The following is a 26304-nucleotide window of genomic DNA, read 5'->3' on the forward strand; positions in this document are numbered from 1 at the left end:
CTGAGGTCGGATTACTTGGTGACACTTGAGGTCGCTTGAGGCACCATGTGCGTATGGCGTCCTCCCAGCAGCAAGGCAAGCGCAACAGCACGTCGCCCATGCTCACGGCGTTCGGGAAAGCATTGCGGCGCCACCGCAGCCGCGTCGGGCTCAGTCAAGACCGGCTGGCGGCCAAATTGGGGGTAACTGCCCAATATGTGTCTTTGGTGGAACTCGGCCGCACCCGTTGCACCTTAGAGTTCGTCACGGCATCAGACGCGGCTCTTGGGGCTGAAGGTGAGCTTCAGGAGTTGTGGAAAGACCTCGTTATGGACTCGGCCTACCCGACGTGGTTCGACTGGCCCACCGTCGAGGCCGAGGCTCTGGAGCTCACGGAGTACAGCCTGACCGTGGTCCCCGGCCTGTTGCAGCTCCCCGCGTACGCAAGTGCCATCCTGCGCGGCAACAAGGAAGCCGTGGACGCTCGTCTCAAGCGTCAGGACATCCTGCGGAAGAACCCGCCGCCTCCGCTGACCGTGTTGCTGGACGAGGCGGTCTTGCACCGCGAGGTCGGCGACAAGGAGGTCATGCGGGAGCAACTGGAGTACCTGGCCAGTGTGGCTGGACGTAACGTGACCATGCAGGTCGTCCCCAACCGTGGTGAGCACGACGGCAACTCGGGCGCCTTCGTGGTGGCCACTCTGGAAGACCGTTCCGAGGTGGTGTACGTCGAGAGCGCCTATCGTGGCCTCACCTTGAGCGACCCAGACGCGCTGGCTACGATCGCGGCAACCCTCCGGGAGCTTCGTAGTCTGGCGCTGCCGATGACGATGAGTGTCGATCTGATCCGCAGAACGGTGGATGAAAAATGGATTTGAGCACGGCGGTTTGGCGCAAGGCCAGCCGCAGTACGTCGAACGGCGGCAACTGCGTCGAAGTCGCTGATCTTTCCAGCGCCGTTGCCGTCCGTGACAGTAAGGACCCGGACGGCCCCAAGCTCACGGTGAGTCGAGACGACTTCCGGCGCTTCGCTAAGGCGATCAAAGGTCTCTGAGTCCCTGGCGCCTCCCGTCTCAAGGCCGTGTCCGGCGGCAAAGGCGGTGGGCGCGGCCCGTCCTGACGGGACGGGTTGTCAGGGGGTGGCTGTGTCTAGGCGGGTTGCTAGGGCCAGGTAGGTGTCTGTCCAGCCGCTGCTGGTGGCGATCTCGCACAGGGGGGCCGTCGGGAGGAGGAGGTGGCGGAGGTCGGGCAGGCGGGTGGCGTCGCCGCGTCGGAGGCGGTCGGCGTGGTCGCGGAGGTCGGAGACGAGGTCGTCCTCGCTCGCGTACCGCCGCTGCCAGGTCAGGTCCTGGGGCGTGGCCTGCACGATGGCCAGTATCGCTTCGACGGTCTCGAGGGCCGTGCCGAGCACGCGCGCGTCCATCGGAACAGCATCGCCGACCCTCGCCGCCACCGCCAGCCGTCCGCTTACACAACTGTGCGGGAGTGCTAACGCCGTTTTCGAAGGTTCGTCTCGCAGCGCATTCTGGCCGGCGGCCGGGCTTGGGAGTGTGGTCGGGCTTCGGTGCCACCCCCACACGTCAGGAGCGGTTGATGCGACTGAGATCCCTGTTCACGGCCGGTGCCCTCGGCGCCGCGCTGGCGGTTCCCCTGCTGGGCGCCCCCGCGTCGGCGGCGCCGTGGACCTGCTGGTCCTCCGACGCCCAGATCTACGCGGCGGCCGACACCGTCCACGGCTCCCCGGGCGACCTGCTCGCCTGCCGGGAGGTGAAACTGGACGGCGTCCGCAACGCGCCCGGCCACAAGGCGTGGAAGGTGCGGTACGTCTCCACCGACGCCAAGGGCGCGAAGGTCGCCGTCACCGGTACCGTCGCGGTCCCCACCGCGGCGTGGACGAAGGGCGGCTCGCGGCCGACGATCGCGTTCAACCCCGGGACGCTCGGGTCCGGGCCGCAGTGCGCGTTCTCCCGGCAGCTCGCGGGCCAGAAGCAGGACATGTACGAGGGCGACAACATCGCCACGTTCCTCAACGCGGGCCACGCGGTCGCCGCCACCGACGGCGTCGGCTACATCGACGGCGAGGTGCACACCTACGTCAACGGCGCCAACGCCGGGCACGCGCTGCTGGACGCCGTCCGCGCCTCCCGCCAGATCCCCGGCGGGAGCCTGAAGGCCGACAGCAAGGTCGGCATCTCCGGGTACTCCGAGGGCGGGCACGCCTCCCTGTGGGGCGCCCAGCTCGCCGAGTCCTACGCCCCCGAGCTGAACGTCGTCGGCGCCGCCGCCGGCGGCGTCCCCGGCGACCTGCGCGTCACCGCGGAGGCCCTCAACGGCAGCCTGTTCGCCGGGTTCCTCGCCGACGCCCTCATCGGCCTGAACGCCCAGTACCCCGAGATGCCGTTCGACGAGCTGATGAACGACGCGGGCCGCCGCGCCGTCGACGACGTCAAGAAGAACTGCCTGCTCGGCACCCTGGCGGTGTTCACGGGCGCGCGGGTGGAGAACTTCACCACCGACAAGCTGTCGCTGGACGACCTGTACGCGATCGCGGGACCCGGGGGCGTGACCTGGGGCGAGATCGTCGACCGGCAGAAGGTCGGCGTCGGCATCGGCCCCGCGGGTTCGGGCGCCCGGTACGAGATCGGCTTCCCGGTGTTCCAGTACCGCGGCTGGCTGGAGGAGATCATCCCGCACGAGACCGAGGACGCCACCCGGCAGCTGTACTGCGACGCCGGCATCAACACCACCTGGAAGAACACCTACATGTCCGAGCACCTGTCGACCGACTGGGCCGCGGCCCAGGACGTGACGAAGTTCCTGAACGACAGGTTCGAGGGCAAGCCGGTCGAAGGCAACTGCTGACCCGACCGTCCCCCCGGCCCGGACGCTGAATGCATCGGCGTCCGGGCCGGTTCGCGCCGTCAGGGGGTCGGCTGGGAGGGGCGTTCGTCCAGGTCGGGCGGGGCGGAGCGGTAGGTGGGCGGGGTGGCCGACAGGCCGATCGGGTTGCGGGTGAGGCGGGCCGACGTGCCGTCCGGGCGGGGGACCTCGACGACCGGGGCCAGGCCGAGCGACTCGGCGAGCGCGAACGCCCCGGCGATGTCGTTGACCTGACCGGCGGGGACCCCGGCCGCCGACAGGGCGGGCACCCAGTCGGCGGCGGGCTCGGCGGCCAGGGCGTCCACCAGGAGGCGGCGCAGCTCGGCGCGGTGGGCGACCCGGGCCTCGTTGGCGGCGAAGCGGTCGTCCTCGGCCAGTTCGGGACGGCCGATGACGCGGGCGAGCGCGCCGAACTGGCGGTCGTTGCCGACGGCGAGGACGAGGTCGCCGTCGCCGGTGGGCAGCGGCTCGTACGGCGCGATGCTCGGGTGGGCGTTGCCCATCCGGCCGCCGACCCGTCCCGCCAGGGTGTAGGCCGAGCCCTGATTGGCGAGGGCGGCCAGCAGGCACGACAGCAGGTCGATCTCGACCCGCTGCCCCTCGCCGGTGCGCTCGCGGTGCCGCAGCGCGGCGAGGACGCCGACGCTCGCGAAGAGCCCGCTGATGACGTCCACCAGCGCGACGCCGACCTTCTGCGGCTCGCCGTCGGGCTCCCCGGTGATGCTCATGAGGCCGCCGAGTGCCTGGATCAGCAGGTCGTAGCCGGGCAGCGCGGCGCCGGCGCCCGACCCGAAGCCGGTGATCGAGCAGTAGACGAGGCCGGGGGAGGCGGCGCTCAGCTCGGCGTGGCCGAGGCCGAGGCGGTCCATGACGCCGGGGCGGAAGTTCTCCACGACGACGTCGGCGGACGCGGCGAGCTCGCGGGCGCGGTCGGCGCCGTCCGCGGTGCGCAGGTCGAGGACGACGCTGTCCTTGTTGCGGTTGGCGGCCTGGAAGTAGGTCGCCCGGCCGCCGTCGTCGTAGGGCGGGCCCCACGCGCGGGTGTCGTCGCCGCCGTCCGGGCGCTCGATCTTGGTCACGTGGGCGCCCAGGTCGGCGAGGACCATCGTGGCCAGCGGTCCGGCGAGCACGCGGGAGAAGTCGACGATGCGGACACCGTCCAGGGCATGGGGCATGGTGGGCTCTTTGTCGGCTCGGGGTCGGGTATGCGATTATCGAGTCTAGATTTTCGAAGATTTCCCCGCAACGAGAGGTGACCGCCATGACGAGCACGCCGGACCGGGCCGACCTGCGCCCCGACGACTTCTTGGACATCGACGGCCTCCTGTCGGACGAGGAGCGCGACATCCGCGACACCGTCCGGGCGTTCGTGGCCGACCGGGTCGTCCCGCACGCCGGCGACTGGTTCGAGCGGGCCGCGATCCCCCGCGAGCTGCCGCGCGAGCTCGGCGGGCTGGGCGTCCTCGGCATGCACCTGGACGGGTACGGCTGCGCGGGCACCAGCGCGACCGCCTACGGCCTGGCCTGCATGGAGCTGGAGGCCGGGGACAGCGGCGTGCGCAGCATGGTCTCCGTGCAGGGCTCCCTCGCGATGTTCGCGATCTGGCGCTGGGGCTCGGAGGAGCAGAAGCGGAAGTGGCTGCCCGGCATGGCCGCCGGGGAGACGATCGGCTGCTTCGGGCTGACCGAGCCGGACGCGGGCTCCGACCCGGGCGCGATGCGGACCCGGGCCCGCCGGGACGGCGACGACTGGATCCTCGACGGCCGCAAGATGTGGATCACCAACGGGACGATCGCGGACGTCGCCGTGGTGTGGGCCCGCACCGACGAGGGCGTCCGCGGCTTCGTCGTCCCGGCCGGCACGCCGGGCTTCACCGCGCCGGAGATCCACAAGAAGATGTCGCTGCGCGCGTCGGTGACGTCCGAGCTGGTGCTGGACGGCGTCCGGCTCCCGGCCGACGCGGTCCTGCCGGAGGTGTCGTCGCTGCGCGGCCCGCTGTCCTGCCTGAACGAGGCCCGCTACGGGATCGTCTGGGGCGCCGCCGGCGCCGCCCGCGCCTGCTTCGAGGCCGCGCTCGCCTACGCCGAGGAGCGCACCGCGTTCGGCAAGCCGATCGCGGGCACGCAGATCCAGCAGCAGAAGCTCGCGCACATGGCACTGGAGGTCAACCGCGCCACCCTGCTGGCGCTGCACCTCGGCCGGCTGAAGGACGCCGGCCGGCTGCGCCCCGAGCAGATCAGCATGGGCAAGCTCGGCAACGTCAACGCCGCGCTGGACGTCGCCCGCACCGCGCGGCAGGTGCTCGGCGCCAACGGGATCTCGCTGGAGTACCCGGTCATCCGCCACATGAACAACCTCGAGTCCGTCGTCACGTACGAGGGCACCGCGGACGTGCACGCGCTGGTGATCGGCGGTGCGCTGACGGGCGTCCAGGCGTTCCGCTGACGCGGCCGGGGGCACGGCTATGCTCGGGCCGGTGAACGATACCCGCGCCGACGCTCCCGCCTCGGTCCCCACGGCCCAGCAGCACGCCGTCGGCGCGCTGCGCCGCCTCATCGTGTCGGGCGGGCTGCGCCCCGGGCAGCGGGTCAACCAGGAGGACATCGCCGCGCGGGTCGGGCTGAGCGTCGCGCCGGTGCGGGAGGCGCTGCGCGTCCTGGCGCAGGAGGGGCAGCTCACCTACCGGCCCCGGCGCGGCTACTTCGTCACCGAGCTCCAGTTCGAGGACCTCAGCGAGATCTACGAGCTGCGCCGCATCCTGGAGGAGCGCGCCGCCCGGCACGCCCTGCCGATGCTGGACGACGCGGCGCTGCGGCGCATCGACGAGGCCGCCCGCACCTGCGCGGAGGCCGCCGCGGCCGGGGACGTCGCCGCCGAGCTGGCCGCCAACCGCGTGTTCCACTTCGCGGTCATGGAGACGCCGGGCCAGCCGCACGTCCTGCGGCTGATCCGGCTGCTGTGGGACTCCACCGAGGTGTACCGGGCCATGTACTACAACCTGCCGGAGGAGCGCGCGGCGTCGGTGGACGCCCACGACCGCATCATCGAGGCGGTCCGCGACGGGGACGCCGACCGGCTCGTCCGCGAAATGGACGACCACCGGGAGCGGGCCCTGGACGTGCTGCGCGCCGTCCTCGCCCCCGGACGGGACTGACGCGCCGGGCGCCCGCCCCCGCCGCCGCGGTCACGGCGGCGCGGACGGGCCCCCGGCGCGGCCCGTCACTTCGACCATTCGCGGGCTTCGCGCAGCGGCTCGGCCGGGTCGAAGTCGTTGAAGGCCGGGACGAGCGAGTAGTCGGTCAGGGCCCGGACGTTCGCCGCTTCGGGCTCGATGTCCGTGATGACCCCGTACTCGACGTAGGTGTCGATGGTCTTCTGCAGGTCCTCGTCCTTCTGCAGGCCGTACTCGCCCGCCGAGCCCGGCCCGCCCGAGATCTCCAGCCGCTTCGCGAGGATCTTCGTCGCGGTGGCGAGGTCGGTGTCCTTCCCGCCCGCCAGCTTGGACGCCGGGAAGTGCTCCCAGTGCATCTCGATGGCGGCGCGCGGGTTCTCCTGCGAGAAGACCATGCCCTTGAAGAACGCCCGGAACAGGCCGCCGATCGCCTCCGGGCGCTCCTGGACGTCGCGCTTGCGGCAGACCAGGGCGGACGTCCCGGTCAGCCCGTCCGTCCGCGACTCGATCTCGACCATCTCCCGGCCGAGCAGCTCCCCGACGATGAGGTTGGAGCTGTCGTAGCCGGAGTAGGCGTCGATGTCGCCGCGCTGGAGCGCCTGGGCGGCCTGCGCCCCGTAGCCGACGGCGAGGATGTCGTCCGCGCCGACGGGACGGGGCAGCGACCGGGTCGCCCCGGTCACGAGCAGCTCGTTGATGCCGCCGCGCACGTTCACCCCGACGGTCCGGCCGGCGAGGTCCGCCGCCGTCCGGAGCCCGGACGCGGCCGGGGCGACCGTGCGGAAGATGTTGCCGTTGACGGTGCCGACGATGACCAGGCCGGGGTCCTGGCCGATGGCGGTGACGGCGTTGGCGGTCGAGCCGTACGTGCAGGTGGCCCGCTCGTTGGCGACGGCCTGGATGGCCGCGACCGCGTTCTTCACCGGCTGCATCTCCACCTTCAGCCCCTCGTCCGCGAAGTACCCCATGGTCTCCGGGACCGTGGCGTACGAGGCGGTGGCGGCGCTCAGCGTCTGGTCGGCGACGGCGAAGGTGAGTTCGGTCCGTCCGTCGCCGGTGCCGCACGCGGTGGCCGCCGCGAGCGTCGCGGCCGCGGTCAGGAGCGCGCACGCTCTCCTCATGGCGGGTCGTCCTCTTTTCGTCGGGGTCACGCGCGGTACCTGGCCAGGAGCCGGTTGAGCACCGCCATCACCAGCCAGATGGCGACCCCGAAGAAGCCCATGACGATCAGCAGCGCGTAGGTCGCGGCGATCGACCCGTTCTGGGTGGCCGCCTGGATGGCGAAGCCGAGGCCCTCCCGCGCCGAGACGAACTCGGCCACGATCGCGCCGATCAGCGCGAGGACGGCGGCGGTGTTCAGCGCGGGGAGGATGTAGGAGACCGCGTGCGGGATCCGCAGCTTGAACAGGATCTGCCAGCGGCCCGCCCGTACCGACCGGAACAGGTTGTACTGGTCCTCGCCGACGCTGGCCAGCCCCACCATCGCGTTGACCAGCAGCGGGAAGAAGGCGAGCAGCGCCGCCAGGAACGCCTTCGGCGCCAGGCCGTACCCGAAGCCCGCGATGACCATCGGGGCGATGGCGACCTTGGGGAAGGTCTGGATCACCACGAGGTAGGGGTAGACGGCCTTGTGGACGGGCTCGGAGAAGGTGAAGACGACCGCGAGCACGAACGCCAGCACCGCGGCGCACACCAGCCCGACCAGCGTCTCGAAGGCCGTGGCGTAGATGTTCGGCCACAGGGCGCCGGAGGCGACCATGTCGCCCAGCGAGGCGAACACGTCCCCGGGCGGCGCGATGAGCAGCGGCGACACCCACTCGCGGTCCGCCGCCAGGTACCAGAGCAGCATGATCGCGGCCAGGATCGCGACGCCGAGGACGCCGGCCTGGACGTTGGCGTTGCCGAGCGGCCGCGCCCGTCCGGGCACGCGCCGCGCCCCGGCCGTCGCGGCGGGGGCGGGGGAGGTCTGCGGTGCGGTCACTGGCTCTTCACCTGCTCGAGAGAGGCCCGGACGCGCTGCGTGGCCTCGAAGAACTCCGCGGTCCCGCGCGCCTCGCGCCGTCGTGGTCGGGGGAGGTCGATGTCGATCACCTCGTGGATGCCGCCGGGCCTGGCCCGCATGACGACGATCCGGTCGGACAGGTAGACCGCCTCGCTGATGCTGTGCGTGACGAACAGGACGGTCTTGGGCTCGTCGTGCCAGACCCGCAGCAGCTCGTCGTTGAGGTCCTCGCGGGTGAACTCGTCGAGCGCGCCGAACGGCTCGTCCATCAGCAGCAGCCGCGGGCCGTCGATGAGGGAGCGGGCGATCGCGGCGCGCTGCTCCATGCCTCCCGACAGCTCGCGCGGGAGGCTGCCCGCGAAGTCCGTCAGCCGCATCGTGGCCAGCAGCTCGTCGGCCCGGCGGTCGGCGGCCGCCCGCTCCCCGCCGCGCAGCTCCACCGGGAGCAGGATGTTCTGCCGGATCGTCCGCCAGGACAGCAGCGTCGGCTTCTGGAACGCGACGCTCACCCCCGGCGGGGGCTCGGTCACCGTGCGCCCGTCGATCTCGACGCCGCCGCCGGTGGCCGCCAGCAGCCCCGCGATGATCTTCAGGAGGGTGCTCTTGCCGCAGCCGCTGGGGCCGATGAGGGACACGAACTCGCCCGGCCGGACGTCCAGGCTGGTGGGGGCGAGCGCGTCGACGGCGGTGCGTCCCCGCCGGTACGTCATGGCGGCGTCGCGGACGGCGACGGCCGCCCCGGTCCGGGGCTCGGTGCCCGTTTCGGCGATGCCCATGTCACTGCCCTCCGCTCGCGAGCGCGGGTTCGCGGACGCCGGATCCGGCGGGTTCCGGCACGCCGAGCACCTCGTCGTAGAACCGCAGCCAGTTGCCGCCCATCAGGCCCGCGACCTCGTCGGCGGAGAAGCCGCGCGCCCGCAGCGCCTCGTCCAGGACGGGGAAGTCGCCGGGGCCGCGGAACCACGCGGGCGGCCCGCTGCTCGCCGCGCCGGTGGCCAGGCCCGCGCCCTCCTGGGGGCGCCGGCTCCAGCGGCCGCTGCGCATCCAGGCCCGGTACTCGTCGGTGCCGCCGACGTTGGCGTCGGTGCCGATGCCGACGTGCGCGGCGCCCGCGATGTCGACCGTCCGCGCGACCATCTCCGACCACGCCTCGGGCGTGTCGATGAAGCCGCGGGTCAGGTTGTGGTAGGTCGTCACGCCGATGACGCCGCCGCGCTCGGCCAGCGCCTCCAGCACCTCGCGGGGCTTGTTGCGGGGGTGCTCGGTGATGTCGGAGCAGTTCGCGTGGGTGATCGCGACCGGACGTCCGGAGGCGTGGATCGCGTCCAGGGTGGTGCGGTTGCCCACGTGCGACAGGTCGACGACCATCCCCGCGCGGTTCATCCGCTCGACGACCTCGTGCCCGAACCGCGTGAGGCCGGAGTCGACCGGCTCGTAGCAGCTCCCGCCGATGTCGTTCTGGATGTTGTAGGTGAGCTGGACGACGCGGACGCCGATCTCGGCGAAGAAGTCGACGTAGGACAGCCGTCCCTGGAGCATCGAGGAGTTCTGGAACCCCAGGATGAGGGCGGTGCGCCCCGCGGCCGCCAGCCGCCGGACGTCCCCGGCGGTGCGGGCGATCCCCACGAGGTCGGCGTTGTCCTCGGCGAAGTACCGCCAGGACGCGACCGCGTCCAGCGACTCCGTCGCGTCCTCCCAGAAACCGCAGGTCGTGGTGACGGCGTCGATGCGCGCCCGGCGCAGTGTCACCAACTGGTCGCGGGTCATCCGCGAGCAGTTGAGTCCGTCGATGTACACGGCGTCTCCTTTACGGGGTGGGGGAGAGGGTCAGAGGATTCCGGACGGCGGCGGCGCCATCCCGGTGTGCAGCCGGGACAGGTCGGTGTCGATGCTGAGCGCCTCGTTGGAGGCGTAGTAGAGGGGCCACCAGACCTCGGCGGGCACCTCGATGCCGGTGCCGATCAGCGACGGCGGCGCCGGCGGCGCGGCGGGCAGCACCTCCACCCGGGCGTCCGCGCCCTCGACGGCGACGGCCAGGCCGAGGCCGAGCGACGCGGCCCACAGCGCACCGGCGCCGAGCAGGTCGGCGTCGGCGAGGCCGTGCACCGTCACCGGGTCGCCGGGCCCGTCCGCGAGCACGCCCGCCAGCACGGGCGCGCCCACCAGCAGCGCGCTGCGCCCGCCCGCGTCGATGCGGCGCGGGCCGGTCCGCCGCGGCGGCGTCCAGGCGGGACGGTCCGCGCCGCCGCCCGGGAACGTTCCAGCGAGGCGGGCCAGCGCGTCCCGGCCGAACCGGTCCACGCAGTCCACCGCGAAGTCGCGGGCGGCGGGGCAGGCCCCGGCCGGGACGCCCGCCACCATCAGCAGCCGCTCGCAGACCAGCCGGATCTCGCGCCGGTGGAGGGTGAGCGTCCCGGCCATCGACTCGGGCGGGGTGATGGCGCTGATGTCGGGCCGCAGGTCCAGCCCGTGGGTGTCGTGGTCGAGGTCGAGTCTCATCCGTGCGTCCTTTCCTCGGCGATCAGCTCGCCGGAGGCGTTCCGGGCCATCTCCAGCAGCCGTCGGGTCATCTCCGCCGCGACCGTCCCGTCCACCCGGACCGCCGGGGCGATGACGCTCAGCGCGCCCATGCAGTGCCCGCGGACCATCAGCGGGACGGCCACCGCGGTGATGTCGCTGCCCAGCCATTCGCTGCGCACCAGCGCGAAGCCGCGCTCGACGACCTCCGCGTAGACCTCCGGCGGGGCCAGCTCGACGCCGCCGGCGCGCAGCCGGTCGCGCTCGCGCTCCGAGAGGTGCGCGACGATCGCCTTCCCGGACGCGGACGTGGTGACGGAGATGCTCGTCTGGAACTTCTGCCGCTGGTAGATGCCCACCGGCTCGGCGCGCTCCACGATGAACAGGCCGCCCTGGTCCAGCACGGCGAACGACACCGCCTCGCCCAGGTCGGCCGCGAGCTGGCGCATCCGCGGCTGGAGGATCTCGGCGATGTCGGCCTGGGCGGAGCGCATCCGGGCCAGGACCGACACGTGGTGGCTCAGGTGGTAGCGGCCCGCGTCGTCCTGGACGAACCAGCCCGCCTCCTTCGCGGTGTGCAGGTACTGGTGCATCGCCCCCCGGCTCCACCCGAACCGGTCGGCCATCTCGGCGACGGTGACCGGCCCGGCGGAGAAGCCGACCGCGTCGATGATCTCCAGCATCTTGCGGGCGGTGGTGAGCACCTTCGTCCCGGTCACCGGCGGCCCCCGGCCCACCAGAAGCGCTCGCCGGGCCCGCCCAGCTCCTCCCGGGGCGGCGCGCCCTCGAAGATCAGGCCGCGCAGCGTGCGCCGCTGGACGTCCAGCGTCTTCTCCAGGCCGAAGCAGAACGCGTTGAGGACGTGGATCAGGTACGCGGGGACCAGCTCGTCGTCCCGGTAGTCGACCCGCGCCAGCGCGTACGGGCTGTCGGTGAGGTTCTGCACGAGCGCGGTCGCCCGCAGGGCGGAGGGATGCTCGAGCAGCAGGTCGCCGACGCTCCGCCCGCCGTCCGTCCCGTCCAGGAGGGCGAGCAGCGCGCCGACCTCCTCCACCGGGTTGGTCGCGAGGTCGTAGGTGTCCGCGGGGATCTCCCGGACGTGGCCGGAGCGGGGCTCCTCCGACGCGCGCGACTTGTACCAGACGCGGTTGCGGAGACCGTCGAGGTTGCGGGGGTAGTCCGCCGTCCAGGGCACCGTGGCGTGAATCGTGTCCCGCAGCCGCGCGACCGTCCAGGTCGGATCGGGCCGCATCGACTCGTCCACGACCAGCTCGCCGAGCCGCGGCTCCCAGGCGCCGCGGTCGAGTTCCAGCGCGGTGGAGCGGAACAGCTCGACCGCCTCGGGCCCGGTCCCCGGCGAGCGGGCCGCCTCGACGTCGGCGAGCGCGAGCCCGGTGCCGTCGGCGGCGGCGCGGGCGCGCCGCGCCCGCAGCTCCCGCCGCAGGTGCCGCAGCTCCTGGGCGACCAGCGGACCGCTCGGGAACAGCCGGTACGGGGTCGAGTCCGCCTCCTTCGCCTCGATGACGCGGCTGAGGAGGTCGTCGAACAGGTCGAGCTCGGGGGCGTCCGCCGGCCAGGCCAGGCTGAGGACGCGCGCCGTGCTCTCCTCGTACAGCCCGATCCACCGGGACACCAGGCGCGGGCGGTTCATGAAGAACAGCACCAGGCCCAGGGCGGAGCCGTTGCCGACGGCGACGCGCCGCTTCAGCTCCGGTGACAGGCGGGCCGCGCCGGGGTTGCGCAGCCGCGCCAGCGACTCGACGAGGTCGAACGAGATCTCCCGCATCATGTAGGCCGAGAGCATCTGCGCGTGGTACGGCAGCGCCAGCGGATGGTCCGGGCCGTACGCGCCGAAGTCGACGGTGCCGAACGTGCCGTTGCCGTCCAGGCCGGTGTTGCGGAGCAGGTAGCCGGCCTCCAGCAGCCGCTCCTCGTCGGGGCCCTCGCCCGCCGCGAGGGCGTCCCGCACCTCGTCGAACGCCCGCAGGCTGCGGTTGGCGCGGAACCAGATCAGCGTCCGGTCGGGCGCGCGGCCCGCGTACAGCTTGGGCATCTCGCGGCGGGTCTGCTCGATGCGGTCCTCGTCGGGCTCGCCCTCCATGAGCGCGCCGAGCACGTCCCAGCTCGACCCGATGATCCGCGGGGTCCGGTTGACCATGCGGGGCTCGGTGGAGAACGCGACCACCGAGAGCACGCGCCCGCCGGCGTCGATCCGGTAGACGAGCGTCCCGTTCCCCTCGGGGGTCAGGTCCGCGCGCACCAGGCCGATCTCCCAGCGCTCGCGGGTCATCCGGTCCATCAGGGTCCGGGTCGCGCTGAGCGGGCCGGCGGGAAGGGCGGCCAGCCGGCGCGGATGCATGACCGCCTCCGGGGGGCGGGGCGCCGCGTGCCCGGGGGCGGGGGGCACCGCACGTTGCGTCGCCTCGAACGACATTTACCCTCGATCCATTTATATTGGATGTTGTCCTATATTGAGTAGCGAGACCGTAAGCAGCCCCTCTGCGGCACGTCAAGGGGTCGTTTCCGCTGCACTCGGCGATGCGGCCGCCGTCCGCGCGCGGGATTCCTTAAAGGGGGCGGCCTCTCGGGAATGGCGGCCACGGGCGAAAAAAGAGCGCCGCCGTCGCGGTCAACAGACGGGGCGTCCTTTCACGGGCGCGGATTTCGCCGTCCCGTACGGTCCCGCCGGCCGCGGGCCGCGCCTAGGTTCGGCACATGATCAGCCAGGACAGTGCCCTCCCGGAGACCGCGGCCGCCCGGCTGCCGCAGGAACGCCGCGTCGTCACCGAGATCCCCGGACCGAACTCGCGGGCGCTCCAGGAGCGCCGCAAGGCCGCCGTCCCCCCGGGCGTCGGCAGCGTCCTGCCCGTCCAGGTGACCGACGCCGACGGCGGCGTGGTCGTGGACGCCGACGGCAACTCGTTCATCGACTTCGGTTCGGGCATCGCCGTGACCAACGTCGGCAACGCCAACCCGCGCGTGGTCGAGCGGGTGAAAGCGCAGGTCGAGCGGTTCACCCACACGTGCTTCATGGTCGCCCCGTACGAGGGGTACATCGCGGTGTGCGAGAACCTCAACCGGGTCACGCCCGGCGACCACGAGAAGCGCTCCATGCTGGCCAGCAGCGGCGCCGAGGCCGTGGAGAACGCCGTCAAGGTCGCCCGGTACGCGACCGGACGGCAGGCCGTCGTGGTGTTCGACCACGGCTACCACGGCCGGACGCTGCTCACGATGACGCTCACCGCGAAGAACATGCCGTACAAGCACGGGTTCGGGCCCTACGCGCCCGAGGTGTACCGGATGCCGCTCGCCTACCCCTACCGCTGGCCGTCCGGGCCGGAGAACTGCGGCCCGGAGGCGGCGGCGCAGGCCGTCGACCAGATCACCAAGCAGATCGGCCCGGAGAACCTCGCGGCCGTCCTGGTCGAGCCGATCCAGGGCGAGGGCGGGTTCATCGAGCCCGCGCCGGGCTTCCTGCCCGCGCTCGCCGAGTTCTGCCGGACGAGCGGCGCCCTGTTCATCGCCGACGAGGTCCAGACCGGCTTCGCCCGGACCGGCGACCTGTTCGCGTGCGAGCACGAGGGGATCGTCCCCGACCTGATCACCACCGCGAAGGGCATCGCGGGCGGGCTGCCGCTCGCCGCCGTCACCGGCCGCGCCGAGATCATGGACGCGGTGCACGGCGGCGGCCTCGGCGGCACCTACGGCGGCAACCCCCTCGCCTGCGAGGCGGCCCTCGCCGTCCTCGCGGAGATCGAGGAGCACGACCTCGCCGCCCGCGCCCGCCGCATCGGCGGCGTCATGCTGCCCCGGCTGCGCGCCCTGGCCGAGCGGTTCCCCGCGATCGGGGACGTCCGCGGGCGCGGCGCGATGATCGCGATCGAGCTGGTGCAGCCGGGCACCAAGGAGCCCGACCCCGGGCTGGCCGCCGAGATCGCCCGCCGCTGCCACGCGCGCGGCCTGCTCGCCCTGACCGCCGGAACGTACGGCAACGTCCTGCGCTTCCTGCCGCCGCTCGTCATCCCCGAGCACCTGCTGAACGAGGGGCTGGACGTCATCGAGGAGGCGTTCGCCGCCTGACCCCCCGTCCGGCAGGTGCCGGGGCTCCGGTCACGGGCGGACCGCGACGGCGTCGACCTCGAAGAGCATGCCCGGGAGCGCGAGCGAGGCCACGCCCGTGAGCGTCTGCGTGGGCGGACGCTTGCCCCAGATCCGCTCGATCCGGGCGGCGAGGACGGCGAGCTTGTCCATGTCGTGGTCGACGATATGGGTGCGGAGCTGCACGACGTCGGCGTAGCCGAGGTCCACCGCGGCCAGGGCGGTGCCCAGGTTCTCCAGCGAGCGGTCGACCTGCTCGGCGAAGTCGTCCGAGGTGACGTTCCCCTCCGCGTCGGACGCGTACTGCCCGGCGACGAACACCAGGCCGCCCGGGGTGCGGACGACGTGGCTGTAGCCGAAGCCGGTCGGGTCGTGCAGGGCGGCGGGGTTGACGAAGTCGTGCGACATGACGGCCTTTCGTTGCGGGTCGGTCAGTACGTGCGGGGTCTCGGGGCCGCGCCGACGGCCGCCGCGGCGAGCAGTGCGAGGAGACCGGCGACCCACAGGACGCCGGTGGTCGCGGTGCGGTCGATCGTGGCGCCGCCGATGAGGGCGCCCAGCGCGATGGACAGGTCGAACGCGGCGACGAGCACGTCCAGGTCGGAGCCGACCGGGGTGAGCAGGCCCACGGGCAGGAGCTCCGAGGTCATCAGCGCGAAGATCCCGACCGCGACCGCCGGCACCGCCGCCCACGCCCGAGCGGGCGAGCGCGGCCGGTCGACCACCTGACAAGGAAACATCCAGACCGCCCCGAGTGTTCACGCCTCCGGAAGGGAAAGAGGCAATCTGGACCTTATATGTCCAGATTCACTCGCGCAATGCGGGGTACCGCCCGAACGCGCCGCCTGGCGGGGTCGGCTGCCCGGAGTGCGCGGACCCCGCCTCGCCGGTCCGCTGCCCGCTAGCTGTCGCAGGCGGTGCCGTCGCCGTCGCGGTCCAGGTCGTAGATGTCGGTGCCGACCACGCGGACGGGGCCGCTGACGTAGGCGGGGCCGTTGCCGCTGCCGCCCGCGCAGTCGACGTCGGACGCGATGGGCACGCACGCGCCGCTGTAGTTCTCGTCGCACCGCGGCTCCGACTTGGTGCCGACCGCGACGACCCGGGTGACGGGCTTCCTGGTCACCTTCTTGCCGAGCAGCTTCTTGCCGGTCGGCTCGCCGCCCGTGTACGTGACCTCGTAGGTGTAGGTCATGACGCCCTTGACCCCGCGCCGCTTCACGCGCGTGGTGCCCTTGGCGAGGGACGGGTCGTTCACCTTCGTGGTCTTGTAGGGGATCGAGCGTTTCTTGGTGACCGTGCGCTTCTCGACGGCCGGGGCGGTCGCGGCGGGGGCGGACGCCGGGGTGGCCGCGGGCGTCGCGGGGGAGGCGGTCGCCGCGGCCTCCGCCCGCGGCTCGGCGGGTGCCGCGCCGCAGGCGGCGAGCAGGAGTGCGGCGGCCGCGCAGGCGGCGGCGAAGGTCCGTGTCATGAATTCCCCCTCATTGAGGCGAGAAATCATGCTGCGGCGCGTTCTCCCTGGTCAATGGCGTGTCCGCCAGCGGACACCGCGCCCCGCGGGTGAACCTCGGGGCGTCCCTCGGCGTCCTCCGGCGGACGGCCGGGCGGCGCGTCGCTAACCTCGCCCCGTGATCGCGGCTGAGGGCACGGAAGCGCTCGTCCTGCGACCGCGTCGGCAGTGGGCGGTCGCGGCGCCCGTCTTCGTGGCGCTGACCTGCTACGCCGTCGGCGTCATCGCGCTGCTGGGGCCGAAGGGCATGATGATCGCCGCGCCGCTGCTGGTCTGCACCGCCGTGCTCCTCACCGGACGGCCCCCATGGGCGCGGACGACGGTGGACGCGCGGGGGATCGCCTGGCGGAGGGGCTGGACGTCCGGGCGCGTGCCGTGGCGGGACGTCGCGAAGATCGCGATCGTGCCGCGCGGCCCGACGGCCGGGTACGGGCTCGTCGTGACGACGCGGACGGGGCCGCGGGCGCCGCTGCCGGCGCCGACCTTCGGCCCGTACGCGTCCGCGGCCGCGATGGCGGCCGAGGTCGAGGCCGTCCTGGCGCGGGCCGGGGCGCATCGGGACGGCATGGCGCTCGTGCCGCCGGGCCCCTGGGGGAGACGTGCGGCGGTCGCGGGCCATGTCGGCTTTCTGGCCGTCTGGCTGTTCTTGTGCGCCCTGTTCCTCTACCTGGCCGCCTCGGGGACGGCCGGGTAGAGGTGCGGGGCGCTACTCGCCCTTGTAGACGGGGGCGCGCTTCTCCTTGAACGCCTTGGAGCCCTCCTTGGCGTCCTCGGAGCCGATGACGGGCCAGCCGATCTCGTCGGAGATCTTGAGGGCCTCCTCCTCCGCGAGGTGCTCGGTCTCGCGGTAGGTGCGCAGGATGGCCTGGACGGCGAGGGGGCCGCACTCGGCGATCTGGTCGGCGAGCTCGCGGGCGGCGGCGAGGGCGGTGCCGTCCGGGACGATCTTGTTGATGAGGCCCATCGCGAGGGCTTCCTGCGGGGTCACCGAGCGGGCGGTCAGCAGGATGTCCATCGCGTTCGCGTAGCCGATCTGGCGGGGGAGCCGGATCGCGCAGCCGCCCATCGGGAAGAGGCCGCGCTTGGCCTCGTACAGGCCGAGGGTGGCGCTCTCGGCGACGACGCGCAGGTCGGTGCCCGCGAGCAGTTCGGTGCCGCCGGCGACGGCCCAGCCCTCGATGGCGCAGATGAGCGGCTTCGTGGGGCGGCCCTCGCGGAGCAGGCCCTTCCAGTGCCAGTTCTCGATGCGGTCCATCCGCGCCTTGATCTCGGGGTCGGACGGCGGCTGCCCCATCGCCTTCAGGTCGGCGCCCGCGCAGAACGTGCCCTCCGCCCCGGTGAGGATCCCGACCCGGACTTCGGGCGTGTCGGACATGTACTGCCACGCCTCCGCGAGACCGAGCAGCATGCTCCCGCTGAAGGCGTTGCGGGCCTCCGGGCGGTTCATCGTGACGATGACGACGTGACCGTCGCGCTCGACGGTGCAGTGCTCGGTGCTGATCGGCAGCCGTTCCACGGCGGTCCCTCCTGCAGGCTAAGAAACGAGAACAGATTCTAGTAAGAGTCCTCCCCGGCCGGTAGGTCTTGCTCTGCAAAACGAGAACGTGATCTACTTTGGCAGTCGGGCGCCGGAGTGTGACGGCGCTCACCCGTGCTCACGGAGGGAGACCCGATGGGAGCGTTGGGCTTTTGGCGGTTGGCGCAGGCCGACCCCGAATGGGTGGCCGCCGTCGATCCGGACGGGACGCGGTACACCGCGGGCGACCTGCTCGCGCGCTCGAACCGGCTCGTCCACGGGCTTCGCGGTCTCGGCCTGAAGGCGGGCGACGGGATCTGCGGGCTCGTGCCGAACGGCGTCGAGGGAGTGGTGCTGTACCTCGCGGCGCTGCAGGCGGGCTGGTACTACACCCCGATCAACTGGCACCTGACCGGTCCGGAGATCGGTTACATCGTCGAGGACAGCGAAGCGAAGGCGTTCTTCGTCCACGAGCGGTACGCGCAGGAAGGCGCGCGGGCGGGCGAGTCCATCGAGGCGCACCGGCGGTTCGCGTTCGGCGACGTCGAGGGGTTCCGGCCGTACGAGGAGCTCGTCGACGGCAGGCCGGACACGCTGCCGGACGACCGCACCAACGGCGCGACGATGCACTACACGTCCGGGACGACCGGACGGCCCAAGGGCGTGAAGCGCGCGCTGATGGGGATCGACCCGGACGACAGCGCGGAGTTGCTGACGTTCCTGCTGGGCCTGTTCGGCATCCCGCCGGGGCGGCCGGCGGGCGGCGAGCCGCAGGCGCACCTGATCACGTCGCCGAACTACCACACGGCCGTGACCCAGTTCGGCGGGACGGCCCTGCACATGGGGCACACGCTCGTCTACACCGACAAGTGGGACGCCGAGGACTGCCTGCGGGTCATCCAGGAGCACCGCGTCACGAACACCCACATGGTGCCGACGCACTTCAAGCGGCTGCTGGCGCTCCCCGAGGACGTCCGGAACCGGTACGACGTGTCGTCGATGAAGTGGGCGATCCACGCGGCCGCGCCGTGCCCGGTGCCGATCAAGCAGCGGATGCTCGAGTGGTGGGGCGACTGCATCTGGGAGTACTACGCGGCGACCGAGGGCGGCGGGACGATCGCGAGCCCCGAGGACTGGCGGGCGCACCCCGGGACGGTCGGGAACGCGTGGCCGATCAGCGAACTGCTCATCGTGGACGATGACGGCGAACCCGTCCCGGCGGGGACGCACGGCACGATCTACATGAAGATGGCCGGTGCGGACTTCGAGTACAAGGGCGACAAGGCGAAGACGGAGAAGGACCGGCTCAAGGACTTCTTCACCGTCGGAGACATCGGCTACCTCACCGAGGACGGCTTCCTGTTCCTGTCCGACCGCAAGTCCGACATGATCATCTCGGGCGGCGCGAACATCTACCCCGCCGAGATCGAGAACGAGATCACCCTGCACCCCAAGGTCGCGGACGTCGCCGTGTTCGGCATTCCCGACGACGAGTGGGGCGAGCAGATCAAGGCGGTCGTGGAGCCCGCCGCGGGCGTCGAGCCGGGCCCGGACCTCGCGGCCGAGATCCTCGCGTCCCTGGAGGGCCGGCTCGCGCGGATGAAGTGGCCGAAGACGATCGACTTCATCGAGACGATGCCGCGCGAGCCGAACGGCAAGCTGCTCAAGCGCAAGCTCAGGGACCCGTACTGGAAGGACCGTGAGAGTGCCATCTGACGTGAACCACGTCGTCGAGTTCCCCGGCGGCTACACCCGCTCGGTCGGCCCGGTCATCGGCCGGTTCCTGAGCGAGCTGCGGGACGGCCGGCTGGTCGGCGTCCGGACGGGCGGGGGCCGCGTGCTCGTGCCGCCGGCCGAGTACGACCCCGACACCGGCGACGACGTCACGGACGAGTTCGTCGAGGTCGGCCCCGCCGGCACCGTGACCACGTGGTCGTGGGTGCCGCACCCGGCGAAGGAGCACCCGTTCGACCGTCCGTTCGCGTGGGCGCTGATCCGCCCGGACGGCGCCGACACCGCGCTCGTCCACGCGCTGGACGTCGGCGTGTTCGACGCGGGCGCGGAGCCGCCGAAGTTCCTGAAGACGGGGATGCGGGTGCGGCCGAAGTGGCGGGCGGAGCGCACCGGCGCCATCGGCGACATCGAGTGCTTCCTGCCGGAAGTCACGATGATCAACCCGCAGGCGAAGCTGGAGTACCGGCTGAGCGGCGGGCGGGCGCTGCGCCGGTACCTGGAGGGCATGTCCGAGGGCCGCGTCCTCGGCAACCGGTGCCCGGTGTGCGAGGCGGTCATCGTCCCGATGAAGGAGACGTGCCCGCGCGACGGCGTGCCGATGCCCGAGGAGGTCGAGCTGCCGGACGTCGGCACGCTGACCACGTTCGCGGTCAACAACATCCCCGACCCGCGGGCGCCCGAGGTGCCGTTCGTGTCCGGGTACGTCCTGCTGGACGGCGCGGGCGTCCCGATGCTGACGCTGGTCGCGGGCATCCCGGCCGACCAGGTCCGGATGGGCATGCGCGTCAAGGCCGAGTGGCGGCCCCGCGAGGAGTGGGACGCGAGCGTGAACAACATCAAGTGGTTCGCGCCCATCGACGAGCCGGACGTCCCCTTCGACGAGATCAAGGACTACCTCTGATGCGAGAAGTAGCCGTCGTCGCCTTCACGCAGAGCGAGCACAGCGGCGCGGACCAGGGGCTGCTGGAGACCGAGATCCTCGCCCCGGTGATCGGCGAGATCAAGGAGCGGACCGGGCTGAACCGGTTCGGGTTCACCTGCTCGGGGTCCTGCGACTACCTCCAGGGCGCCCCGTTCGCGTTCGTGTCGGCGCTGGACACGGTCGGCGCGTGGCCGCCGATCTCCGAGAGCCACGTCGAGATGGACGGCGCGTGGGCGCTGTACGAGGCGTGGGTGAAGCTCCAGACCGGCGAGACCGACACGGCCCTGGTGTACGGGTTCGGCAAGTCGACCCAGAACGACATCCGCGCGATCTTCACGCAGCAGCACGACCCGTACTACCTGGCGCCGCTCGGCGTCGACCACGTGTCGCTCGCCGCGATGCAGGCCCGCGCGTACATGGAGAGGTCCGGCACCAAGGAGGACGACCTGCGCGCGGTGGCCGCGCGGTCCCGCGCGGCCGGGCGCGGCAACCCGTTCGCCCTCGACCTGCCCGACCCCGCGGACGGCGCCGGCTACGACGTCGCGCCGCTGCGCGAGCACGACGTCGCGCCGCTGACGGACGGCGCCGCGGCGATCGTCCTCGCGGCCGGGGACCGGGCGCGCGAGCTGTGCGAGCGGCCCGCGTGGATCACCGGGTTCGACCACCGCGTCGAGCCGCACTCGCCGGGCGCCCGCGACCTGACCCGCTCGGAGTCGACGCGGATCGCCGGGGAGAAGGCGGGCGCGGCGGGCGTCGACGTCGCGGAGCTGCACGCCCAGTTCAGCCACGAGGAGCTGATCCTGCGCGAGGCCCTCGGCCTCGGCGACGGCGTCGCCGTCAACCCGTCCGGCGGGGCCCTCGCGGCGAACCCGCTGATGGCGGCGGGCCTCATCCGGATCGGCGAGGCCGCGGCCCGGATCCACGACGGGACGGCGTCGCGGACGCTCGGGCACGCGTCGTCCGGTCCCTGCCTGCAGCAGAACCTCGTGTGCGTGATGTCGGGAGAGAAGTAATGGCCAACTCCTGTGCGGTCATCGGCGTCGGGCAGACGCAGTACAAGACCAGGCGGCTGGACGTGTCGATGGCGGGGCTGCTGCGCGAGGCGGCGCGGCGGGCGCTCGACGACGCGGGGCTGACCTGGCGGGACATCGACGCGATCGTCGTCGGCAAGGCCCCCGACCTGTTCGAGGGCGTCGTGATGCCGGAGCTGTTCCTCGCGGACGCGCTGGGCGCCGCGGGCAAGCCGCTGATCCGGGTGCACACGGCCGGGTCGGTCGGCGGGTCCACCGCGATCGTCGCGGCGAACCTCGTCCGCAGCGGCGTCCACGACCGGGTGCTCACGCTGGCGTGGGAGAAGCAGTCGGAGTCGAACGCGACGTGGGCGCTGACGGTGAACTCGCCGTTCACGACGTCGCTGGTGGTGGGCGCGGGCGGCTACTTCGCCCCGCACATCCGCGCGTACATCCGCCGGACCGGCGCGCCCGAGCACATCGGGCACCTCGTCGCCGTCAAGGACCGGGAGAACGCGCTGCGCAACCCGTACGCGCACCTGAAGATCCCCGGCATCTCCCGCGAGATGGTCGAGTCGACGCCGATGCTGTGGGAGCCGATCCGCTACCTCGACACGTGCCCGTCGTCGGACGGCGCGTGCGCGATGGTGCTCGCGTCCGAGGACGCCGCGAAGAAGGCGCCCGGCAAGCCCGCGTGGGTGCAGGCGGCGGCGATGCGCTCGGAGCCGATGGCGTTCGCGGGCCGCGACAACGTCAGCCCGCAGGCCGGCAAGGACTGCGCCGCCGACGTGTACGCGCAGGCCGGGATCGCCGACCCGCGCCGCGAGCTCGACTGCGCCGAGGTGTACGTCCCGTTCTCCTGGTACGAGCCGATGTGGCTGGAGAACCTGGGGTTCTGCGGCGACGGCGAGGGCTGGAAGGTCACCGAGTCGGGCGCGACGGCCTTCGGCGGCGACATCCCCTGGAACCCGTCCGGCGGCGTGCTGTCGTCCAACCCGATCGGCGCGTCCGGGATGATCCGCTTCGCCGAGGCGGCGATGCAGGTCAGCGACCGGGCCGGCGAGCACCAGGTGGAGGGCGCCCGCCGCGCCCTCGGGCACGCCTACGGCGGCGGCGCCCAGTTCTACGCGATGTGGATCGTCGGCAGCGAGAAGCCGTAGCGCGACGCCGCGACGCGAACCTTCCATCTCCCCCACCTCAACCCCCTTCGGAGGGTGACCGATGGAGTACAACCACGCCGACCTGTTCGAGGGAGTCGCGGACGCGATCGGGGACCGGACCGCGCTGGTGTGCGGCGACCGGCGGCTCACCTACGCCGAGCTGGACGAGCACGCCAACCGGCTCGCGCACCACCTGGCGGCGGCCGGGGTCGGGCCCGGGCAGCACGTCGCCGTCCAGCTCTACAACGGCGTCGAGTACGCGGCGGCGCTGCTGGCTGCGCTGAAGATCCGCGCGGTGCCGATCAACGTCAACTACCGGTACGTCGAGGGCGAGCTCCGCTACATCTACCAGGACTCCGACAGCGTCGCGCTGCTGTACGACGTGGAGTTCGAGGAGCGGGTCGCGGCGGTCGTCCCCGAGGTCCCGAAGCTGCGGCACCTCATCGCCGTGGGCGGGGCGCCGGCGATCGGCGGCGCCGTCCGGTACGAGGACGCGCTGCGGGACGCCGACGGCGGGCGCGGGTTCGCGCCGCGCTCGCCCGACGACACCTACATCGTCTACACGGGCGGCACCACCGGGATGCCCAAGGGCGTCATGTGGTCCACCGAGCAGATGCTGTTCGCGTTCTGGAACCCGACGTTCCCGCGCCCCGAGCGGCCGGAGGACGTCGTGGAGCTGGCCCGCAACGGCGGCCCGATGGTGATGATGCCGATCGCGCCGCTCATGCACGGCGCCGCGCAGATGGCCACCTGGATCGCGTGGTTCATGGGCGCGACGCTCGTCTACACGCGCAAGTTCGACGCGGCCGAGGTGTGGCGGACGATCGAGCGGGAGAAGGTCAACTCGCTGACCGTCACCGGGGACGCGATGGCGATCCCGATGGCGGACGAGCTGGCCCGCGGCGGGTACGACACGTCGTCCCTGTTCGCGTTCGTGTCGACGGGGGCGATCCTCACCGGGAGCGTGCGGGACCGGATCGCGGAGCTGCTGCCGGACCGCATGATCCTGGACCGTTTCGGGTCGACCGAATCGGGGTCGACGGCCGAGGCGGTGGCGGGGTCGTCCCCGGAGAAGGGGCTCCGGTTCGCGCCGGACGTGGAGAACGTGACCGTCCTCGACGACGCGCTCCGCCCCGTCCGTCCCGGGTCGGGCGTCATCGGGCAGGTCGCGCGCAGCGGGTACATCGCGCACGGCTACTACAACGACCCGGAGAAGACCGCGAAGACGTTCCCCGTCGTGGACGGCCGCCGCTGGCTGCTCACCGGGGACATGGCGACGGTCGAGGAGGACGGCTCCATCGCCGTGTTCGGGCGCGGGTCGCAGGCCATCAACACCGGCGGCGAGAAGGTGTTCCCGGAGGAGGTCGAGGCCGTCCTGAAGGGCCACCCGGCCGTGTACGACGCGGTCGTCACGGGCATCCCGGACGAGCGCTGGGGCAGCCGCGTCGCGGCCGTGGTGCAGCCGTCCGGCGACGCGCCCGCTCCCGAGGAGCTGGACGCGCACTGCCGCCGCGAGCTGTCGGGCTACAAGGTGCCGCGCACGTACGCGTTCGTGAAGGAGATGAAGCGCTCGCCCGCGGGGAAGGCGGACTACCGCTGGGCGAAGCAGATCGCGGAGGAGGCCCGCTGAGGCGGTCCGGGCCCCGGTACGGGTCGGCCCCGAGCCTTTGTGGGGTTCGGGGCCATGCCTGGACCCACTGTTAGCGGGCCTAACAAAAACCATGATAGGGGCGCCCGGATACTGGTTCCGGCGCCCGCGACCATGACCTGACCCACACGCCGCGACGGACCCGCGTCCGCGTCCGTGCCGTATCCGCGTCCGTGCCCGTGCCGCAGCCGTGTCGGCACCGACCGCTACACTCTCCGAACGCTCTATTTTCGAGAAGACGGAGGTGGGTCGTGGCGACCCCCGAGCGCGGGCGCGGGGCCGGCGGGCCGACGCGCGGGACGCCGGCGGCCGGGCGGGCGGCGGAGCTCGCGGCGGAGCTCCGGCGCGCCACCATGTACACCGTCCTGCTGCACCACGCGACGGCGGCCAAGTCGGGGATGAACGTCACGGATGCGCAGTGCGTGAACGCGCTCGCCCTCGACGGCCCGCAGACGCCCGGCGCCCTTGCGAAGCTGATGGGCATCACGACCGGCGGCGCCATCACCGCCGTCATCGACCGGCTGGAGAAGTCCGGCCACGTCCGCCGCACCCGCGACCCCGACGACCGGCGCCGCGTCATCGTCGAGCTGGTCCCCGGCGCCGCCGAGCGCGCCGGACGGTACTTCGACCCGGTCACCCGGCAGTTCCGCGAGCGGCTCGCCGGCTGCACGGACGAGCAGGTCGCGTTCCTCCTCGACTGGTTCGGCGGCACCAACGCCGCGATGCCCGCCGTCATCGACGAGATCCGCCGCATGCCCTGAACCGCACCCCGCGCGGGGCCGCGCGGGGTGTTCCGGCATCAAGACAGCCCGCGACCGGCGGCACCGGGCGCTGCCGCTGCGCGCCGCCGCCTACGGCCGCCTGCCCTTCCAGGCGCCCCTGATCGGCTGGGCCCTGCACGTCGCCCGCAAGGCCCGCTGAGTCGCCCGAGAGCCGTCCGATACGCCACTGCCCGTCCCTTGAGTCCGTGTGGTCGCGTGATCGCCGGAAGTGAGATCATGCGCGGCATGAACGCACGACCGGACGGCCGCTGACCGTGGAGCCGCTACGACCCGAGGACCCCGCCGCCATCGGCGGGTACCCCCTGCTCGCCCGCATCGGCGCGGGCGGCATGGGCCAGGTGTACCTGGGACTGACCGACGGCGGACGGCACGTCGCCCTCAAGGTCATCCGCGAGGACTTCGACGGGCCGGAGGCCCTCGCCCGCTTCCGCCGCGAGGTCGCGACCGTCGAGCGCGTCCGCAGCCGGTTCGCCGCCTCGATGGTCGGTGCCGGGCTCGACGCGCCGCCGTACTGGCTCGCGACCGAGTACGTCCCGGGCCCGACGCTGCGGCAGGCCGTGGCCCGGTCCGGGCCGCTGCCGCCCGACACGTGCCTGCGGCTGCTCGCCGCCCTCGCGCACGGGCTCCTGGAGATCCACCGGCAGGGCGTCCAGCACCGCGACCTCAAGCCCGGCAACGTGATCCTCGCCCCGGACGGCCCGCGCCTCATCGACTTCGGCATCGCCCGCGGCGAGGACCAGACGCAGATCACCCGGACCGGCGCGTGGAACGGCACCCCCGGCTACGTCGCGCCGGAGGTCGTCCGCGAGCAGGAGCCGGTGCCCGCCTCCGACGTGTTCTCCCTCGCCGGGACCATCGCCTACGCCGCCACCGGGCGCCCGCCGTTCGGCGGCGGCCGCATCGAGGCGATCATCCACCGCACCCTCGGCGGCGACATCGACCTCGACGGCGCGGACCCCCGCGTCGCCGAGCTCGTCGGACTGTGCGCGCGCAAGGACCCGGCCGACCGCGTCCCGCTGGAGGAGCTGCTCCACCGGACGGCGCCCTACGGGGCGCTCGCCGACGACCCCGACTACCGGCGGATCGTCGGCGCCCCCGCACCGGTCCCGTCCGACGTCGCCGACGCCGTCGCGACCGGCCTCGTCCCGCCCGAACGCGCGGCGACGCTGCGCGGCGGGCCCGGCCTGCGCTCGCGCGCCGCCGTCATCGCGGCCGTCGCCGCGACGGTCGCGGTCGTCCTGGGCGCCGCACTCGGCGCGCGCGTCCTGCTCGACTCCGACGACCCCGCGGGCGGGACGCCCGGCGCGGGGCGGACGTCCGGGCAGGCGTCCGGGCCGGCGGCGGGCGGCGCGGCGGGCGCCGTGCTCGCCGTCGGG

27 protein-coding genes are annotated in these 26304 nt (G+C 72.8%); 14 read left to right on the forward strand and 13 right to left on the reverse strand.

The genetic code is table 11. From position 1 onward, the window contains the following. The first annotated feature begins 53 nt into the window (after positions 1-53). Together H505_RS0117825 and H505_RS49020 are read left to right on the forward strand one after the other, a co-directional pair. Positions 54-857 (forward strand): helix-turn-helix domain-containing protein, encoded by an 804-nt coding sequence (locus tag H505_RS0117825; protein WP_026403080.1) that lies wholly within the window; start codon positions 54-56, stop codon positions 855-857. Beyond that, the gene (locus tag H505_RS49020; protein WP_084550416.1) at positions 848-1033 is read left to right on the forward strand and encodes a DUF397 domain-containing protein; all 186 of its coding nucleotides are present in this window, start codon (positions 848-850) and stop codon (positions 1031-1033) included. The genes H505_RS0117825 and H505_RS49020 overlap by 10 nt, the downstream gene beginning before the upstream one ends. A gap of 78 nt (positions 1034-1111) precedes the next feature. On the opposite strand, the gene H505_RS0117830 is transcribed toward H505_RS49020, so the two are convergent. Beyond that, entirely contained in the window at positions 1112-1402 is a 291-nt protein-coding gene (locus H505_RS0117830) for a hypothetical protein (protein ID WP_157433039.1), read from the reverse strand. Positions 1403-1572: 170 nt separating this feature from the next. Here H505_RS0117830 and H505_RS0117835 point away from each other — a divergent pair, with 170 nt between their 5' ends. Then, the gene (locus tag H505_RS0117835) at positions 1573-2841 is read left to right on the forward strand and encodes a lipase family protein (RefSeq protein WP_026403082.1); all 1269 of its coding nucleotides are present in this window, start codon (positions 1573-1575) and stop codon (positions 2839-2841) included. Between the two features lie 59 nt (positions 2842-2900). Here H505_RS0117835 and H505_RS0117840 read toward each other — a convergent pair whose 3' ends face one another. After that, positions 2901-4034, reverse strand: coding sequence for a CaiB/BaiF CoA transferase family protein (locus H505_RS0117840; protein WP_026403083.1), 1134 nt, complete (start codon positions 4032-4034; stop codon positions 2901-2903). A gap of 86 nt (positions 4035-4120) precedes the next feature. Between H505_RS0117840 and H505_RS0117845 the strand changes: the two genes are divergently transcribed. Both H505_RS0117845 and H505_RS0117850 read left to right on the forward strand, forming a co-directional pair. Continuing rightward, positions 4121-5305, forward strand: a complete 1185-nt coding sequence (locus H505_RS0117845) for an acyl-CoA dehydrogenase family protein (protein WP_026403084.1) — start codon at positions 4121-4123, stop codon at positions 5303-5305. Positions 5306-5336: 31 nt separating this feature from the next. Beyond that, entirely contained in the window at positions 5337-6014 is a 678-nt protein-coding gene (locus tag H505_RS0117850; protein ID WP_211238492.1) for a GntR family transcriptional regulator, read from the forward strand. 65 nt (positions 6015-6079) lie between these two features. On the opposite strand, the gene H505_RS0117855 is transcribed toward H505_RS0117850, so the two are convergent. From H505_RS0117855 to H505_RS0117885, 7 genes are read right to left on the reverse strand one after another with little or no spacing between them, the layout of a single operon-like run. Then, positions 6080-7153 (reverse strand): ABC transporter substrate-binding protein, encoded by a 1074-nt coding sequence (locus H505_RS0117855; RefSeq protein ID WP_026403086.1) that lies wholly within the window; start codon positions 7151-7153, stop codon positions 6080-6082. A 26-nt stretch (positions 7154-7179) separates the two neighbouring features. Further along, positions 7180-8013 carry an ABC transporter permease gene (locus H505_RS42600; RefSeq protein WP_051300819.1) on the reverse strand — a complete coding sequence of 278 codons (834 nt, stop codon included), beginning with the start codon at positions 8011-8013 and terminating at the stop codon, positions 7180-7182. Next, on the reverse strand, positions 8010-8810 hold the full coding sequence (locus tag H505_RS0117865; RefSeq protein WP_034518395.1) for an ABC transporter ATP-binding protein: 801 nt from the start codon (positions 8808-8810) through the stop codon (positions 8010-8012). The genes H505_RS42600 and H505_RS0117865 overlap by 4 nt, the downstream gene beginning before the upstream one ends. 1 nt (position 8811) lies before the next feature. Further along, positions 8812-9831, reverse strand: a complete 1020-nt coding sequence (locus tag H505_RS42605; protein WP_064743661.1) for a dipeptidase — start codon at positions 9829-9831, stop codon at positions 8812-8814. Between the two features lie 30 nt (positions 9832-9861). Further along, positions 9862-10533: a hypothetical protein gene (locus H505_RS0117875; protein ID WP_026403088.1), complete on the reverse strand. Its 672-nt coding sequence runs from the start codon at positions 10531-10533 to the stop codon at positions 9862-9864. Continuing rightward, positions 10530-11270: an IclR family transcriptional regulator gene (locus H505_RS49910; RefSeq protein WP_157433040.1), complete on the reverse strand. Its 741-nt coding sequence runs from the start codon at positions 11268-11270 to the stop codon at positions 10530-10532. Before H505_RS49910 ends, H505_RS0117875 begins: the two co-directional genes overlap by 4 nt. Next, the gene (locus tag H505_RS0117885) at positions 11267-12910 is read right to left on the reverse strand and encodes a hypothetical protein (protein WP_157433041.1); all 1644 of its coding nucleotides are present in this window, start codon (positions 12908-12910) and stop codon (positions 11267-11269) included. Before H505_RS0117885 ends, H505_RS49910 begins: the two co-directional genes overlap by 4 nt. Before the next feature lie 356 nt (positions 12911-13266). Between H505_RS0117885 and gabT the strand changes: the two genes are divergently transcribed. Next, complete coding sequence (gabT, locus tag H505_RS0117890) at positions 13267-14631, forward strand: 4-aminobutyrate--2-oxoglutarate transaminase (protein WP_051300821.1); 1365 nt, start codon at positions 13267-13269, stop codon at positions 14629-14631. A 30-nt stretch (positions 14632-14661) separates the two neighbouring features. On the opposite strand, the gene H505_RS0117895 is transcribed toward gabT, so the two are convergent. From H505_RS0117895 to H505_RS49025, 3 genes are all read right to left on the reverse strand, one after another. Beyond that, positions 14662-15057 (reverse strand): RidA family protein, encoded by a 396-nt coding sequence (locus tag H505_RS0117895; protein WP_026403092.1) that lies wholly within the window; start codon positions 15055-15057, stop codon positions 14662-14664. 23 nt (positions 15058-15080) lie between these two features. Then, a complete protein-coding gene (locus tag H505_RS51055) occupies positions 15081-15374 on the reverse strand; it encodes a hypothetical protein (RefSeq protein WP_026403093.1) in 294 nt (97 codons plus the stop codon). Positions 15375-15550: 176 nt separating this feature from the next. Beyond that, positions 15551-16117: a G5 domain-containing protein gene (locus H505_RS49025; protein WP_211238493.1), complete on the reverse strand. Its 567-nt coding sequence runs from the start codon at positions 16115-16117 to the stop codon at positions 15551-15553. 157 nt (positions 16118-16274) lie between these two features. Here H505_RS49025 and H505_RS0117910 point away from each other — a divergent pair, with 157 nt between their 5' ends. Further along, positions 16275-16850 carry a hypothetical protein gene (locus H505_RS0117910; RefSeq protein ID WP_026403095.1) on the forward strand — a complete coding sequence of 192 codons (576 nt, stop codon included), beginning with the start codon at positions 16275-16277 and terminating at the stop codon, positions 16848-16850. Between the two features lie 12 nt (positions 16851-16862). Here the strand turns inward: H505_RS0117910 and H505_RS0117915 are convergent, their stop codons facing one another. Continuing rightward, positions 16863-17672 carry a crotonase/enoyl-CoA hydratase family protein gene (locus H505_RS0117915; RefSeq protein ID WP_026403096.1) on the reverse strand — a complete coding sequence of 270 codons (810 nt, stop codon included), beginning with the start codon at positions 17670-17672 and terminating at the stop codon, positions 16863-16865. Between the two features lie 156 nt (positions 17673-17828). Here H505_RS0117915 and H505_RS0117920 point away from each other — a divergent pair, with 156 nt between their 5' ends. The 7 genes from H505_RS0117920 to H505_RS42615 all read left to right on the forward strand — a co-directional run. Further along, positions 17829-19388 carry an acyl-CoA synthetase gene (locus H505_RS0117920; RefSeq protein WP_026403097.1) on the forward strand — a complete coding sequence of 520 codons (1560 nt, stop codon included), beginning with the start codon at positions 17829-17831 and terminating at the stop codon, positions 19386-19388. After that, on the forward strand, positions 19378-20307 hold the full coding sequence (locus H505_RS0117925; protein ID WP_026403098.1) for a Zn-ribbon domain-containing OB-fold protein: 930 nt from the start codon (positions 19378-19380) through the stop codon (positions 20305-20307). Before H505_RS0117920 ends, H505_RS0117925 begins: the two co-directional genes overlap by 11 nt. Further along, positions 20307-21341 carry a thiolase domain-containing protein gene (locus tag H505_RS0117930; RefSeq protein WP_026403099.1) on the forward strand — a complete coding sequence of 345 codons (1035 nt, stop codon included), beginning with the start codon at positions 20307-20309 and terminating at the stop codon, positions 21339-21341. The genes H505_RS0117925 and H505_RS0117930 overlap by 1 nt, the downstream gene beginning before the upstream one ends. Further along, positions 21341-22498: a thiolase domain-containing protein gene (locus H505_RS0117935; protein WP_026403100.1), complete on the forward strand. Its 1158-nt coding sequence runs from the start codon at positions 21341-21343 to the stop codon at positions 22496-22498. Before H505_RS0117930 ends, H505_RS0117935 begins: the two co-directional genes overlap by 1 nt. A gap of 61 nt (positions 22499-22559) precedes the next feature. After that, a complete protein-coding gene (locus H505_RS0117940) occupies positions 22560-24128 on the forward strand; it encodes an acyl-CoA synthetase (RefSeq protein ID WP_026403101.1) in 1569 nt (522 codons plus the stop codon). Between the two features lie 269 nt (positions 24129-24397). Then, positions 24398-24907, forward strand: coding sequence for a MarR family winged helix-turn-helix transcriptional regulator (locus tag H505_RS42610; RefSeq protein ID WP_233617852.1), 510 nt, complete (start codon positions 24398-24400; stop codon positions 24905-24907). 275 nt (positions 24908-25182) lie between these two features. Next, positions 25183-26304 (forward strand): serine/threonine-protein kinase (locus H505_RS42615; RefSeq protein WP_211238494.1); only part of this gene is annotated, 1122 nt, incomplete at its 3' end.

The sequence above is a fragment of the Actinomadura rifamycini DSM 43936 genome, assembly GCF_000425065.1.
Taxonomy (GTDB): Bacteria; Actinomycetota; Actinomycetes; order Streptosporangiales; family Streptosporangiaceae; genus Spirillospora; species Spirillospora rifamycini.